Raw genomic sequence first — 14,787 nt, 5'->3', positions numbered from 1 at the left:
TACAGGGTAGTCCCGCCCGATTCCGGTGTCTGCCGATGGTCCGGTTACCGGCCGGTAGCTACCGGATCCGGTGATCGGCCGTGTATCGGCGCACCGCGAGCGGGACCGTCACGGCGAGCAGTACGACGCACCAGCCGAACGCCGACCACACCGGATGGTGCAGCGGCCACGCCGCATCGGCGGGTACCGGCGCGGACGCCGAGAGCAGCTCGCGCAGCGCACCCACGACGGCACTGACGGGATTCCACTCGGCGATCTGCCGGACCACCACCGGCATCGTGTCGGTGGGCACGAAGATGTTCGAGAACATGATCGTGCCGAAGATCATCGGTGCGCACTGCTGCAGGACCTGCTCGTCGCGGATCGAGACCCCGAGCCACACGCCCATCCACGAGAGCGCGAACCGGAACAGCAGCAGCACCAGTGCGGCGAGCGCGATCTCCACGGCGCCCGCTTCGATCCGCCAGCCGACGAGATACCCGATGCCGACCATCGGCGCCAGCGTGACCGCACACGTCAGCGTCTCCGCGAAGGCGAGCCCGGCAGGTGCGGCCACCGGCGAGGTGGGCAGGGTCCGGAATCGATCCGACAGTCCGCTGCGCATGTCGGCGTTCGCGGTGGCGGCGGTGGTCGCGAGGCCCATGGCCGCCACGAGGACGAGCACACCCGGCATCAGATACGCGCGGTAGGCGGCACCCTCGCCACCGGACAGGGCGCCGGCGAAGACGAACCCGAAGAGCAGCATCATGCCCAGCGGTGCGGCGAGGGTGACGAACAGCAGGGCCGGCGAGTGCCGGTAGGTCAGCAGGACGCGATGCAGCAACGTCCGGGTGCCGGTGAGGGCAGAACTGCCGTGACCGGACTCGTGGATGGTGGTCATGCGGACTCCTCGATTCGCTCGCGTCCGGTCAGGGTCAGGAATGCCTCGTCGAGACCGACGCGGCGACGGCCGATGTCGTCGACGGGGACGCCCGCGTCGTCGAGGGCGCGCAGCACCGGCAGTAGCGGCACCGAGTGGGCGTCGGTCGTGAAGGACAGCCGGACCGAGCCGTTCTCGCCCGGCACCTGGATGCCGGTGTGGCGCAGGCCGAATGCGCCGATGACGGCGACGGCCTCGTCGAGGTGGGCGGCACCGGGCAGGACGAGGTCGAGTCCGGAGCCGACCGCTTCCTTGATCTCGGCGGGAGTGCCGGTCGCGATCGTCCGGCCCGCGTCGAGGATGGTGATGTCGTCGGCGAGCCGATCGGCCTCGTCGAGATACTGCGTGGTGAGCAGGACCGCGGTGCCCTCGGCGACCAGTTCGCCGACCATCCCGTAGATCTCGTTGCGGCTGCTCGGGTCGAGACCGGTGGTCGGTTCGTCGAGGAAGAGCACATCGGGTCGCACGAGCATCCCGGCGAGCAGATCGAGCCGCCGGCGCATCCCGCCGGAGTAGGTGCTCGCCTGCCGGTTCGCAGCATCGGCGAGGCCGAAGCGGTCGAGCAGTTCGACCGCGCGGGCGTGGGCGGCGCGGCCGCCCAGACCGTGCAGGCGAGCGACGATCATCAGGTTCTCGACACCGGTCAGTCGCAGATCCACCGCGTGGTACTGGCCGACGAAGCCGATGCAGCGCTTCACGCGGGCCGCGTCGCGCACCACGTCGAAGCCGCGTACGCGGGCCCGACCGGCCGTGGGCCGCAGCAGGGTGGCGAGCATCCGCACGGTGGTGGTCTTCCCCGATCCGTTCGGACCGAGGAGCGCATGGACGCGCCCCCGTGGGACGCGCAGGTGGACGTCGTCGACGACGGTGCGATCGCCGAACGCCCGGGTGAGGCCTTCCGCCTCGAGTGCCATCTCGGTCACGATCCACCTCTCGACTGGGAACAACGTTCGCAGTTCGAGGGTACGCATCTGCGAACATCGTTCGCAACCCGTTCGAGGAGGCATGCTGTCCTGCATGACGGTCTCCGACTCGATCTGGCTGCGGTCCGGCACCGGGCGCCCCGGCCCGCGACCGGCCTACACGCTCGACCAGCTCGCGGACGCGTGCGTGCGGATCGCCGACGAGGACGGCATCCGCGCCCTGTCCATGCGCAGGCTCGCCGACGCCCTCGGCACCGCCCCCGCGTCGCTCTACCGCTACGTCTCGGGCAAGACGGATCTCGTGGACCTCATGGTCGACCGGGCCGGCGCCGAATACCGGTTCGCTCCGCTGACCGGCGACGTGCGCGCCGACGTACTCGACATCGCCGAACAGTCCCGCGCCATCCACCGCCGACACCCCTGGCTGAGCCAGGTCACGGCCACGACGCTCGGCCCGAACTCGATGCGGTATCTCGACCACCTCGTCGGCGCCCTCGCCCCTGCCGGACTCGACCCGACCGCGACGATGACCGGGGTCGCCCTGCTGTCGGGGTGGATCACCAACTTCGCCGCGCAGGAGGCGGCCGGGATGACGGCAGGGGCGGCCGGTGGCGGAGCCGCGCACATCGCCGCGATGCTCGAGCACGGCGACTACCCGCATCTCACCGCCCTGATGACCGGCGCGTCGGCCGGAGGGCCTGCGGGCGGCGGCAGCGGTGCGGACGACGGATCCGATGCGAACGACCGTGCGTTCCGCGCCGGCATCGACGCGCTCCTGTTCGGCATCGCGCCGACCCGCTGACATCGCCTGCCGGCTCTCTGCGAGCGCCGGAGTGATGATCGTGGACCGAGCGTGTGGAGACATTCTTGGTGACCACTTGGTGCGCGACGATCTCGGCGTCCGCTCGGCACCAAGTGGGTTCCAAGTCCGGCCGCGCACGCTACCGGCATGACTTCCGCATCCCTCACCCCGCGCCTCACCACCGACGACGACCTGCTCGGAATGCGTCTCGCGCACCGCGTGATCCTCCGCGACGTCACCTGGCTCCGCGAACTGGCCGACCGGATGCTCACAGATCCGTCGAGCTTCGACAGGGCCCGCTACGCGGCGACCGCCGACTACGTCGGAATGTTCGTCGCGAGTCTCCACCACCATCACAACGTGGAGGACCTCGCGCTCTGGCCGCTGATCACCGCGTCGGCCGGCCCCCACGTCGACTTCACCGAACTCACCGACGACCACGACGAACTCGACCCGCTCCTCGACGAGCTCGGCGAGTTCACCCGTGCGCTCCCCGACCCCGCAGCGGTGGCCGGCTTCGCGCGCACACTCCGAACACTGAGCGAGCACCTCCACGAGCACATCGCGGACGAGGAACGGACGGTCTTCCCGCTCATCACCGGGCATGTCTCCGCCGACGCGTGGCAGCGGTTCGAGAAGGACGCCCAGCGCGGTGGCCGGGCCGACTTCGACCTCACCCGCTTCTTCGCCGTGATGACCGAGGACGAGACCGAGCGGGTCCGCCGCGAACTGCCCCTTCCGGTGCGGGTGATGGTCGCGGTCTTCTCCCGCCGGCAGCGACGCCGCGAGCGCGCGGTGTTCGGCCGGCCCGACCGTCCTCCGATCGGATGATGGCGTGTGTCATCCGGTTCGGGCATGATGTCGCCGTGCGTGTTCCCCGTCGAGATCAACCCGCGCGGCGCGAGGCCGCTCGGGTGTTCGACACGGGAGAACCCACATGGAATACAACGCAATGATCGAAATCGACGCCGACCTCGATCTCCTGACCGACGACGAGACCGTCGACCTCATCGAACCGATCGTCCCGCACCACGGGGCGGTGGGGCGCAGCGACAACGGCCGCGCCCAGCTCATCATCACCGTCGATGCCGTCGACGCGATCCACGCCCTGCGGTTCGTGCGCGACCTGATGCAGGACTCGTACCCGTCGTACCGCGTGAACGCGGTGGACGTGTTGCCCACCAGCGCGTTCGACGCGATCTACGGCTTCGGCGACTACTTCGCCTGAGGTGACGGGCCGGTGAGGGTCCGCCCTGCGCGGACCCTCACGTCACTTCCGCCGCCCGAATCTCCGCATGCCGAGCAGGTAGCGCGGGATCGACCGGAACGGGACCCGCACCGGCCAGTCGTCGGGACGGAAGTACGCCTCGGTCCCGCCGTCGACCACCACGACGCTGCCCGTCATGAAGTCCGCCGCCGGGGACAGCATGAATTCGACCCACTGCGCGATCTCGTCGGGCTTCCCGAAACCCCCGAGCGGAACGGGAAAGCTCTCCACCGCCTTCTTGAGGGGGCTCTCGAGTTGCGCGTCGAGCAGCGGGGTGGAGATCGCTCCGGGCGCGAGGATGTTGAGGCGGATGCCGGCACCCGCCCATTCGGGGGTGACTGCCGCGCGCCGTGCCCATCGGGTCACGGCGATCTTCGACGCCGCGTAGGTGAACGGCGGACCCGCCTGCGGGATGCGGGTGGTGCGCGCGACGCCCTTGTCCATGTCCCCGGCGAGGAAGGCCTTCACCGCCGAGTTCGGCACGCCGGGAGTCGTGGTCGTCGAATTGGACCCGAAGACCACCACCTTGCTGTTCGCGGACGCGGCCAGAGCCGGTCGCCAGCCGACGAGCAGGTCGATCACGCCCCGTACGTTGACCTGCGCGATGATCTTCTCCTTGCCCGGGGTGGGGCCCAGACCCGCGGCGAGCACGGCACCGTCGAGACGGCTGCCTGCCAGCTCGAGCGTCGCCCGGACGGCGTGGGATCGACCCTCCGGAGTGGACAGGTCCGCCGTGACCTCGGTGTCCTTCAGGTCGATGCCGATCACCGTGTGCCCGGCGGCCCGCAACCGCTCCGCGCTCGCCCGGCCCATTCCCGACGCGGCACCCGTCACCGCATATACCGCCATGTGCCCCTCCATCGTTGGATTCGGGGCACGTTACAGCGAGGCGACCGCCGCGTGCAGCAGGGCGACGTACCGAGCGAGACCTGCCGCGTCGAGGACGTCCGGGGAGGTCGTCACCGACAGGGTCACGGTGCCACCGATCCCGTGTACGCCGTGGGTGAGCGCCTGCACGGGCGACAGGCCGGGGAAGCCTGAAGTGAACCGCACCCGTCCACCGCCGAGTTCGAGGTCTGCCGGTCCCCGGTCGACGCTCGACACGACGGTGTTGCCGGTGACGGTGGGCGGGACGACCGACAGGTCGAGTCGGCCGGTGCCGAACCGCAGCAGCGGCGCGGGGACGTGGTCGTCGGTGCGGGCCCGGATCGCCATGGCGGGGTGCCGCGCGCGGATCCGCTGCAACGCCAGGTCGGCGGTGATCGCCGCGGCACGTTCGTGCGGGTCGCGGATCGCGCAGTGCAGGTCGACGCCGACATTGCGGTAGCTGTTGCGGGCCGTGCCCGGCGCCACCGCGACCGGCACCTCTGCGGACAGTTCGTCGACGCCGAGGAACTCCGACAGGGCAGCGCCGATCGCCGTGAGCGCGCCGATCGTGACCGTGCCGACGCGACGCAGGTCGGCTGCGTCGAACACGAGGGTGCGGACCGTCCGGCGCGGCCCGGGCGCGGTGTTCACGGCGACCAGAGGTCGGCCCGGAGCGGGCTGCGGCACCGACGGATCGGCGAGCTGCCGCTGCGCCTCCACCGCCCGTCGCCCGTCGGCGATGACCCGCGGGATCGAGAACGGCAGTCGCAGTGCGGCACGCGTGAGCATCCCGGCCGGCGAGGGGGCACGCGGTGGTGTCGTGGGTGTCGCGGTGCCCGCCAGCAGGTCGCGGGCGAGCGCGGAGGTGCGCACCCCGTCGGCGAAGGCGTGCGACATCTGCAGGACGACGACGAGCGCGGGACCGTCCCCGCGCGGAGCACCGGTGACCTGTGGGAAGACGTGCAGTCGCCACGGCGAGACGGTGACGTCGACGCGAGTCGCGACGAGCCCGGACAGTGTGTCGAGCAGGTCGTCGTAGCTATCGGATACGTGGACGACGAACGGATCCTCGGTAGGGGCGTGTGCCGACCAGTAGGGATAGTCGAGACCCGCGGGGACCTCGACCATCCGCACCTGCAACTCCCCCATCACCGCCGCCCGCGACCGCAGCTCGTCGAGCACATCGGCGACGGGAGCCACGGGGGCGTCGAAACAGTAGAGGGCGAACAGGTCGCCCGGGATGCGGTCGCCGAGCCATTCCCGGCGCGCGTCCGACGGATGCATCTGCACGAGGTCACAGTCTGCCTGCCGCCCCCGGCACGTGCGGGGCGGGTATGAATGGATCATGAGCGACGACACGACCGATCCGTACCTGTGGCTCGAGGACGTCACCGGCGAGGAACAACTCGGCTGGGTGCGTGCCCGGAACGACCGAACGGTCGAGGAGTACACCCGCACCGAGAGCTTCACCGACCTCGAGTCCCGCATCCGCGAGATCCTCGACACCGACGCCCGCATCCCCTATGCGCGTCGGCGCGGCGAGTACCTCTACAACTACTGGCGGGACGCCGAGCACGTACGCGGCCTGTGGCGTCGCACGACGATGGAGCAGTACCTGCGCGACGAACCCGAATGGGACGTCCTCGTCGACCTCGACGCCGTCGCCGAGGAGGAGGGCGAGAACTGGGTGTGGTCGGGTGCCCAGGTGTTGCGGCCCGATCAGACGCGCGCGCTCATCAGCCTGTCGCGCGGTGGTGCCGACGCGAGCGTGATCCGCGAGTTCGATCTCGTCGAGCGACGGTTCGTCTCGGGCCCGGACAGTTTCGAACTGCCCGAGGCGAAGACGGACATCGGGTGGATCGACGCCGACACCGTCTACGTGGGAAGCGATTTCGGCGACGGATCGCTCACCGACTCGGGTTATCCGCGACTCGCGAAGAAATGGCGGCGCGGCACCCCGATCGAGGAGGCCGAGACGGTCTTCGAAGGTGAGCGCACCGATGTCGCCGTCTCCGCCTGGTACGACAACACCCCCGGCTACGAACGCAGCTTCGTCGACCGCGCGATCGACTTCTACCGGGCGCAGCGTTTCGAACTCACCGCGGACGGCGAACTCGTCGAACTGGATGTTCCCGACGACGCACGGGTGAGCGTCTACCGCGACCATCTGCTCGTGCGCACCCGCTCCGAATGGCTCGGCCATCCCGCCGGCACCCTGCTGGCCGCGAACTATCCGGCCTTCCTCGCCGGGTCGCGCGAGGTGACGGTGCTGTTCGGCCCCGACGAGCACACCTCGCTCGAACAGTACGCGTGGACGCAGAACCACCTGCTCGTCGTCACGTTGCAGGACGTGCAGACACGCGTGCGGGTGCTCACGCCGGGTGAGGACGGCTGGTCGGACGAGGAGCTGCCCGGCGTCCCCGATGCCACGTCGACCTCGATCATCGACGTCGATCCGCTCAACAGCGACGACTTCTTCCTCAACTCCAGCGGTTTCACCATCCCAGCGACCCTGCTGTCGGGGACGGTCGGCGGCCCGGTGGAGGCGATCAAGCAGGCCCCGTCGTTCTTCGACGCCGAGGGCATCACCGTCGAACAGTTCTTCGCGACCTCCGACGACGGCACGCAGGTGCCCTATTTCGTGGTCGGCCGCAACACCGAAACCCCTTCGCCCACACTGCTGTACGGATACGGCGGGTTCGAGAACTCGATGGTGCCCGCCTACAGCGGCGGAGTCGGGCGGGCGTGGCTCGAGAAGGGCTACACCTACGTCATCGCCAACATCCGCGGCGGCGGCGAGTACGGACCCACCTGGCACACGCAGGCGCTGAAGGAGAACCGGCACAAGGTCTTCGAGGACTTCGCCGCGGTCGCGAAGGATCTCGTCGCGCGCGGGATCACGACGGCCGAGCAGCTCGGCACCCAGGGCGGCAGCAACGGCGGTCTGCTCATGGGCGTGATGCTCACCCGCTATCCCGAACTGTTCGGGGCGATCGTGTGCCAGGTGCCGCTGCTCGACATGAAGCGCTACCACCTGCTGCTCGCCGGCGCGTCGTGGATGGCCGAGTACGGCGACCCCGACAACCCCGCGGAGTGGGAGTTCCTGTCGAAGTACTCGCCCTACCAGAACACCGACCCGGACGCCGACTACCCGCCGATCCTCGTCACCACGTCGACGCGCGACGACCGGGTGCATCCCGGCCATGCACGGAAGATGGTGGCGCGGCTCGAGGAGCAGGGTCACGAAGTCCGGTACTACGAGAACATCGAGGGCGGCCACGGCGGCGCGGCCGACAACGCCCAGGCGGCGTTCAAGTCGGCGCTGACGTTCACCTTCCTGGCCGACAAGCTCGCGAACCGGTGAACTTCGGGGAGGCTGTGTGCGTTCTCGTCGAGAAAGACGCACACAACCTCCCTCATCTCGCCGGTCCGGTGGACTCGCGGACGACGAGCTGCGTCGGGAGCACGAGTTCGTCGGCCACCGCGACCCGCTCGTAGGCCTGCCGGGCGAGCATCTCGATGGCGCGCGCCCCGGCGTCCTCGGTGCGTTCGGCGAGCGTCGTGAGCGAAGGCTGGCACAGGTCGGAGCCGAAGATGTTGTCGAATCCGACCACGCTCACGTGTTCCGGCACGGACACCCCGCGTTCCCGCATCCGGCGCAGCACCCCGATGGCGAGCATGTCGTTGTGGCACACCACCGCGGTGGCACCGGCGGCCACGGCGGCGTCGGCCGCGGCGGCACCGCCACCGAGTGTCGGCGAGTAGGGACCGAAGCGACGTACCGCGATGTCGTGGGCCTGCGCCGCGACCTGCAGACCGGCCCAGCGCCGCGCTCCCGACCACGACTCGGGCGGACCGCCGAGGAACAGCAAGGAGCGGTGTCCGAGCGACGCGAGGTGGTCGACGATCTGCCGCGTGCCCGTCTCGTAATCGGCGACGACGCAGGATATTCCGCGGATCGCGCGATTCACGAGGGTTACGGCGTCGAGTTCCGCGACGCGGCGGAGCTCGTCGTCGGGCATGCGCGCGGCCGCCAGGACGAAGCCGTCGACGGCCGGCCCCAACCGCCGGATGATGTGCGCTTCGGTGGCCGCGCTCTCCTGCGTGTCGGCGAGGACGAGGGTCCGCCCGGAGGCGACGGCGGCGCGCTCGGCTCCTTTGATCACGCCGGAGAAGAAGGGGTTCGTGATGTCGGGGACGAGCAGCGCCAGGGTGTTGGTGCGTCCCGATTCGAGGGCGCGGGCCGCGGGGTTGGGGGCGTAGCCGAGCCGGTCGGCGACCTCGAGGACGTGGTCGCGGGTGGCGGCGTTGACGCGGCCGGGGTTGGTGAAGGTGCGCGAGACCGTGGACGCCGCCACCCCTGCCTCGCGGGCCACATCGGTGATGGTGGCGCGTTTGCGTGAACGCGGAGAGGCCGACATGCGGACAGTATGGCAAAAAATGGCAAACGATTGCCGTGGGCTGCGCCACACCCATAACGTCCGTGTATCCGATACTGAAGACCCACCCCCGAGGCATCCGATGACTGAAAACACCACGGTGCAGCGCACGCCCCGCAAGGCGGCCCTCGCCGCGTGGAGCGGCAGCGCACTGGAGTACTACGACCTGGCGATCTACGGCACCGCCGCCGCGCTCGTCTTCCCGAAGATCTTCTTCCCCGAGGGCAACCAGGCGGTTGCGACCGTCGCGTCGCTCGCCACCTTCGGCGTCGCCTACGTCGCGCGCCCCTTCGGTTCCGTCCTGATGGGACACATCGGCGACCGTTTCGGCCGCAAGCTGATCCTCGTGGGCACGCTGCTGCTCATGGGTGTCTCGACCTTCCTCATCGGCTGCCTGCCGACCTACGGACAGGTCGGCATGCTCGCGCCGATCCTGCTGGTCACCTTGAGACTCCTCCAGGGCCTGTCGGCCGCGGGTGAACAGGCCGGCGCGAACTCGATGTCGTTCGAACACGCCCCCGACGACAAGCGCGGTTTCTTCACCAGCTGGACGCTGAGCGGCACACAGGGCGGGCAGGTGCTCGCACCGCTGATGTTCCTGCCGGTGATCGCCCTGCTCTCCGAGGAGCAGTTGCAGTCGTGGGGCTGGCGCGTGCCGTTCTGGATCAGCGCCGTGATCGTGCTGATCGGCTTCCTCATCCGCCGCAGCCTCGACGAGACCCCCGAGTTCCACGCCGAGAAGGCGCACGACGAAGCACCCAAGGCACCGCTGGCCGTGCTCTTCCGCCACCACTGGACCGGCGTCCTGCGCGTCTTCTTCGCGGCCTTCATCGCCATGGTCAACACCGCATTCCAGGTGTTCGCCCTCAACTTCGCCACCGCCGACGAGTACGGCATCGGCATCAGCGACACCACGATGCTGTGGCTGGCGATCGTCGCCAACGTCATCGCCGTAGGCACCATCCCCATGTGGGCCCTGCTGTCCGACCGCATCGGCCGCAAGCCGGTCTTCGTCACCGGCCTGATCGGCAGCGCCGTCATGGTGACGGCCTTCCTGTGGTCGATCTCCCGGGGCGACGTGCCGCTCGTGCTCGTCACCGGCATCCTGCTCGCCGGCGTGGTCTACAGCATGCCGAACGCGGTGTGGCCCGCCACCTATGCCGAGTACTTCCCCACCAGCGTCCGCCTGTCGGGCATGGCGATCGGCACCCAGTTCGGCTTCGCGCTCGCCGGTTTCACCCCGGCCATCGCCGGCTCGCTCATGGACGGCAACGCCGACAACTGGTACCGCGTGGCCCTGTTCTGCGTCGGCGCGGTCGCCATCTCGCTGATCGCGGTGGCCACCGGACCCTCCGGAACCCACAAGGTCCCCACCCGTGAGATCGGCCTGCGCCCCCACGACCGGAACACCGCGCCGGTCCCCGCCGGAGCCGCATCGTGACCGCCCGTCCGACGATCGCCGTCCTCAACGGGCCCAATCTCAACCTGCTCGGCACGCGCGAACCCCATCTCTACGGCACCACGACGCTGGCGGACATCGAGAAGTCGTGCCGTCGCACCGCCGACGACCTGGGCTTCGACATCGACTTCCGGCAGAGCAACCACGAGGGCGCACTCATCGACACCGTCCACGAACTCCGCGAATCGGCCGCCGGTTTCGTGGTCAACGCCGCGGCCTACACGCACACCTCGGTCGCACTGCACGACGCGCTGGTCACCGTCGCGGCACCGATCGTGGAAGTGCACCTGACCAACGTCCACGCCCGCGAGGAGTTCCGGCACCGCTCGTTCGTCGCTCCCGTCGCGACGGCCGTGATCGCCGGATGCGGCCCCGACGGATACGGCTTCGCCGTCCGTCACCTGGCCGCACTCGCACTCGACACCGAGAAGAAGGAAAGTTCCCGATGACCTCCGCAGCGCCCGCACGTACGTCCTTCCTGCTGGGCCTGTTCGGCGCCGGGATCGGCGGTTCGCTCACCCCGGCCATGCAGGAACGGGAGGGCTTCGCCTCGGGACTGAACCTGACCTACCGCCTCGTCGACGCCGAGCGCCTCGGCTACGGCGCCGAGAACCTGGCCGAGATGCTCGACTGGGCACAGCGTTTCGGTTTCGACGGGCTCAACATCACGCACCCCTTCAAGCAGGTCGTCATCCCCCTGCTCGACGAGTTGTCCGACGACGCCCACGATCTCGGCGCGGTCAATACGGTGGTGTTCCGGGACGGTCGTGCGATCGGCCGCAACACCGACTGGTCCGGCTGGGGACGCGCGTTCCGCCGCCGGCTGCCCGAGGCCGTCTCCGACCGCGCCGTGCTGGTCGGGGCCGGTGGTGCCGGTTCGGCCGTCGGGTACGCACTGCTCGAACAGGGCTCCGCGCACGTGTCCATCGTCGACGTCGATACCGAGAAGGCGCAGGCCTGCGCGACCCGCCTGGCCAAGCGGTTCGGCGACGACCGGGTCCGCGCGACCACCGATCTCGCCGGGGCGCTGGCCTCGGCGCAGGGTCTGGTCAACGCGACCCCCACGGGCATGACCGGCCACCCCGGGCTGCCCGTCCCCGCCGAACTCGTCCGCGAGGACCTGTGGGTCTCCGACGTCGTGTACTTCCCGCTCGAGACCGAGCTGATCCACCTCGCCCGCTCCCGCGGATGCCGCGTGGTGCCCGGTGGGGGCATGGCCGTCTTCCAGGCCGTGGGTGCCTTCGAGTACTTCACGGGCGTCGAACCCGACGCCGAACGAATGGTCCGACACTTCGAGGAGCTGACCAGCTGATGCGCCGCGGAATCGCCACCGTCTCGCTCTCCGGTGTTCTCGCCGACAAACTCGACGCGATCGCCGCTGCAGGATTCGACGGGATCGAGATCTTCGACAACGACCTGATCGCGTCGCCGCTCTCACCCGCCGAGGTGGCCCGGCGCTGCGCCGATCTCGGTCTGTCGATCGACCTGTTCCAGCCGATCCGCGACATCGAGGGCGTCGACCCACGGCGGTTCCCCGACGTCCTGCACCGCGTCCGCCGCAAGCTCGAGGTGATGAACGAGCTCGGCGCAACGACCTTTCTGGCGTGCTCGAACGCGCTGCCGACCGCGATCGACGACCCGGAGCTGTCCGCCGAACAGCTGCGCGCCGTCGGCGATCTCGCCGCCTCGCACGGGGTCACCTTCGCCTACGAGGCCCTCGCCTGGGGACGTCACGTCAACCGGGTCGGGCAAGCGTGGAATCTCGTCGAACGCGCCGACCACCCGGCCGTGACGCTGGCCGTGGACACCTTCCACATGCTCGCGCGCGGTGACGACGGACGCGCCCTGGCCGGCATCCCCGGCGAGCGCATCGGCTTCCTCCAGGTCGCCGACGCCCCGGTGCTCGACATGAACGTCCTCGAATGGAGCCGCCACTTCCGGTGCTTCCCGGGGCAGGGCATGCTCGACGTCTCCGGGGTGGTCGCGGCCGTGCTCGACGCCGGCTACGACGGTCCGCTCTCGCTCGAGGTCTTCAGCGACGTGGTGCGCGAAGCGGATCCGCATGTGACCGCGCGCGACGCGATGCGGTCGCTGCTGTTCCTCGAGGACCGGCTCGGTGCGCGGGTCACCGGCCCCGCACGCGAGAAGGTGACGGTCGCACCGCCGCTTCCGGCGCGGACCGACGCGGCGTTCGTCGAACTCGCCGACCCCGACCGCACCGACTACCCGGCGCTGCTCACCGGACTCGGATTCCACATCGCCGGCCGGCACCGCAGCAAGCCCGTCGTGTGGTGGCGCAACGGCGGTGCGAACGTCGTCCTCAACGAAGAGCCCGCGCCGGGCCCCGCCGCGACCGCGCTGGGTCTCGTCGCCCCCGACGTCGCCGCGGTGGCCGAACGTGCCGCGAGCCTGCTGTGGCCCGCGGTCGACCGCACGCGCGGGGAGGGCGAGGCGGGTCTGCCGGGCATCACCTCCCCCTCCGGTCTGCACGTCTTCGTCAGCGCCGAGGCGGGACAGACCGACGACTGGCACAACGACTTCGTCACCGACGACGCCCCGGGCACTTTCGTGTCCGACGACGCCCCGGGCACTTTCGTGTCCGACGACGCCGCAGCCACTTCCATGGCCGACGAGGGATGGCTCGGTCTCGACCACGTCGATGTGACGGTCGCGGCGGACGACCTGAACCAGGAATTGTCGTTCTTCCGCACCTTGTTCGGACTGCGGCCGGAGGACCCGGAGGAGTACATCCAGCCGCAGGGCCGCCTGCGTATTCGCGCACTGCGCGCGGAGAAGGGTGACCTGCGGGTCGCGCTGAACGTCTCCGACACCGGTGCTGCGCCCCAACCGCACGGCGTGACCCAGTTGGCCTTCGCCACGGCCGATGTCGTCGACTCGGTACGGCATGCGCGTGCGCGCGGTGTGGAGTTCCTCCGACCGCCCGCGAACTACTACGCCGATCTCGACGCGCGGTTCGTGCTCGACCCCGGCCTGCTCGCAGTCCTGCAGGACAACGGGCTGCTCTACGACCGTAACGACGACGGCGGCGAGTTCCTGCACGCCTACACGCTCCCGGTGCAGGGCGGCTTCCAGGTCGAACTCCTCGAACGGCGCGGCGGCTACACCGGATACGGCTCCCCCAACGCCCACGTCCGGCTCGCCGCGGCCGCCCGCGCGGGATCAGCGGTCGCGTAGCCAGGCCACGATCTTCGCGACGGTGTCGTCGTTGTCGCGGATCCATCCGTTGTGGCCCAGTGCCCGCGGGTTGTGCCACCGGGCGACGTCGGCGGCGGGCAGTTTCTCGAGCAGGTGCTGCGCCGACGCGACCGGGGTGAGGTCGTCGCCCTCGATCGTGATCGACAGGACGGGCAGCGTGAGACGACCGACCCGTTCCTCGTAGTCGATGTCCGCACCGGCCGGTTCGAACCGGCCGGTGCGGGCCAGTCGCGCCCAGTCGGAGATCAGCACGCGCGACTGCCGGCCGAAACCGGCGACGTCGATGCGGTCGCCGGGCCAGAAACCGGCCACCGCCGCGGTCAGCGACATCGCGGTCGACCCGAGCCACAGCCCCGGTCCGCGGATGCCGCCGTGGTGGCGGTAGTAGGGCGTGCCCGAGGCGACGAGGATCAGCCCGCCGAGGCGGCCGCGGATGCGCGCGGCGTAGAGCACGCCGAGTTGCCCACCCATGGAGTGGCCGAGCAGGTAGGGCGTCGAGTCGGGGAAGCGCTCCCGCACCACCTCGGCGACGGCGGGGAAATGCGTCGCGACGATCTCGTGATAGCCGTAGGTGCTGTCGGGTCCGGGCCTCGGACGGCTGTCGCCCTGGCCGGCCAGTTCACAGATCGCCGCGTCGAATCCGTGCTCGGTGATCGCCTGCGCGAACGGCTCGTAGTAACCGGCCGGGATACCGAGCCCCGGCACGATCACCACGACGGCGCGGGAAGCATCGCGGCGGGTCTCGTGTTCGTGGTCGGGTCCCGCGAAGAGGCGCACCGGGGTCGTGGTGCCCCCGGGAAGCTGGATCGGTACGGTCTCCACCGGCCCAGACTAGGCCGATCCGGACGCGGCGGGTGCCGGTTTGCCTGTGAGTCTCCCTGCCACCCCGAGCCCG

At 70.0% G+C, this 14,787-nt stretch carries 14 protein-coding genes; 8 read left to right on the top strand and 6 right to left on the bottom strand.

Annotation, left to right across the window (positions count from 1 at the left end; translation table 11 throughout):
• Window positions 1–58: 58 nt before the first annotated feature.
• The gene (locus B9C99_RS03770; RefSeq protein ID WP_016693060.1) at window positions 59–880 is read right to left on the bottom strand and encodes an ABC transporter permease; all 822 of its coding nucleotides are present in this window, start codon (window positions 878–880) and stop codon (window positions 59–61) included.
• Complete coding sequence (locus B9C99_RS03765) at window positions 877–1,833, bottom strand: ABC transporter ATP-binding protein (RefSeq protein WP_253249990.1); 957 nt, start codon at window positions 1,831–1,833, stop codon at window positions 877–879. The genes B9C99_RS03770 and B9C99_RS03765 overlap by 4 nt, the downstream gene beginning before the upstream one ends.
• 103 nt (window positions 1,834–1,936) lie before the next feature.
• On the opposite strand from B9C99_RS03765, the gene B9C99_RS03760 reads away from it, so the two are divergent.
• From B9C99_RS03760 to B9C99_RS03750, 3 genes are all read left to right on the top strand, one after another.
• Entirely contained in the window at window positions 1,937–2,644 is a 708-nt protein-coding gene (locus B9C99_RS03760) for a TetR/AcrR family transcriptional regulator (protein ID WP_253249970.1), read from the top strand.
• Window positions 2,645–2,791: 147 nt separating this feature from the next.
• On the top strand, window positions 2,792–3,475 hold the full coding sequence (locus tag B9C99_RS03755; protein WP_088897011.1) for a hemerythrin domain-containing protein: 684 nt from the start codon (window positions 2,792–2,794) through the stop codon (window positions 3,473–3,475).
• Between the two features lie 106 nt (window positions 3,476–3,581).
• Entirely contained in the window at window positions 3,582–3,872 is a 291-nt protein-coding gene (locus B9C99_RS03750) for a hypothetical protein (RefSeq protein ID WP_016693056.1), read from the top strand.
• Window positions 3,873–3,914: 42 nt separating this feature from the next.
• Here B9C99_RS03750 and B9C99_RS03745 read toward each other — a convergent pair whose 3' ends face one another.
• Both B9C99_RS03745 and B9C99_RS03740 read right to left on the bottom strand, forming a co-directional pair.
• Complete coding sequence (locus B9C99_RS03745) at window positions 3,915–4,760, bottom strand: SDR family oxidoreductase (RefSeq protein ID WP_026061310.1); 846 nt, start codon at window positions 4,758–4,760, stop codon at window positions 3,915–3,917.
• Window positions 4,761–4,790: 30 nt separating this feature from the next.
• On the bottom strand, window positions 4,791–6,125 hold the full coding sequence (locus B9C99_RS03740; RefSeq protein WP_088897010.1) for a wax ester/triacylglycerol synthase domain-containing protein: 1,335 nt from the start codon (window positions 6,123–6,125) through the stop codon (window positions 4,791–4,793).
• On the opposite strand from B9C99_RS03740, the gene B9C99_RS03735 reads away from it, so the two are divergent.
• Window positions 6,124–8,142 carry a prolyl oligopeptidase family protein gene (locus tag B9C99_RS03735; RefSeq protein ID WP_088897009.1) on the top strand — a complete coding sequence of 673 codons (2,019 nt, stop codon included), beginning with the start codon at window positions 6,124–6,126 and terminating at the stop codon, window positions 8,140–8,142. The genes B9C99_RS03740 and B9C99_RS03735 overlap by 2 nt on opposite strands.
• 52 nt (window positions 8,143–8,194) lie before the next feature.
• On the opposite strand, the gene B9C99_RS03730 is transcribed toward B9C99_RS03735, so the two are convergent.
• Window positions 8,195–9,199 carry a LacI family DNA-binding transcriptional regulator gene (locus tag B9C99_RS03730; protein WP_088897008.1) on the bottom strand — a complete coding sequence of 335 codons (1,005 nt, stop codon included), beginning with the start codon at window positions 9,197–9,199 and terminating at the stop codon, window positions 8,195–8,197.
• A gap of 100 nt (window positions 9,200–9,299) precedes the next feature.
• Between B9C99_RS03730 and B9C99_RS03725 the strand changes: the two genes are divergently transcribed.
• The 4 genes from B9C99_RS03725 to B9C99_RS03710 are packed head-to-tail and all read left to right on the top strand — an operon-like array spanning window position 9,300 to window position 13,871.
• Window positions 9,300–10,658 (top strand): MFS transporter, encoded by a 1,359-nt coding sequence (locus B9C99_RS03725; RefSeq protein WP_088897007.1) that lies wholly within the window; start codon window positions 9,300–9,302, stop codon window positions 10,656–10,658.
• Window positions 10,655–11,125: a type II 3-dehydroquinate dehydratase gene (aroQ, locus tag B9C99_RS03720; protein WP_088897006.1), complete on the top strand. Its 471-nt coding sequence runs from the start codon at window positions 10,655–10,657 to the stop codon at window positions 11,123–11,125. Before B9C99_RS03725 ends, aroQ begins: the two co-directional genes overlap by 4 nt.
• Window positions 11,122–11,988: a shikimate dehydrogenase gene (locus tag B9C99_RS03715; protein WP_088897005.1), complete on the top strand. Its 867-nt coding sequence runs from the start codon at window positions 11,122–11,124 to the stop codon at window positions 11,986–11,988. The genes aroQ and B9C99_RS03715 overlap by 4 nt, the downstream gene beginning before the upstream one ends.
• On the top strand, window positions 11,988–13,871 hold the full coding sequence (locus B9C99_RS03710; RefSeq protein ID WP_088897004.1) for a sugar phosphate isomerase/epimerase and 4-hydroxyphenylpyruvate domain-containing protein: 1,884 nt from the start codon (window positions 11,988–11,990) through the stop codon (window positions 13,869–13,871). Before B9C99_RS03715 ends, B9C99_RS03710 begins: the two co-directional genes overlap by 1 nt.
• Here the strand turns inward: B9C99_RS03710 and B9C99_RS03705 are convergent.
• Window positions 13,857–14,714, bottom strand: a complete 858-nt coding sequence (locus tag B9C99_RS03705) for an alpha/beta fold hydrolase (protein ID WP_016693047.1) — start codon at window positions 14,712–14,714, stop codon at window positions 13,857–13,859. The two genes, B9C99_RS03710 and B9C99_RS03705, sit on opposite strands and share 15 nt — an antisense overlap.
• Window positions 14,715–14,787 lie beyond the last annotated feature (73 nt).

It is taken from the genome of Rhodococcus sp. BUPNP1 (assembly GCF_002215235.1).
GTDB lineage: Bacteria > Actinomycetota > Actinomycetes > Mycobacteriales > Mycobacteriaceae > Rhodococcus.
This window is presented reverse-complemented; position numbering and strand designations above follow the sequence as displayed.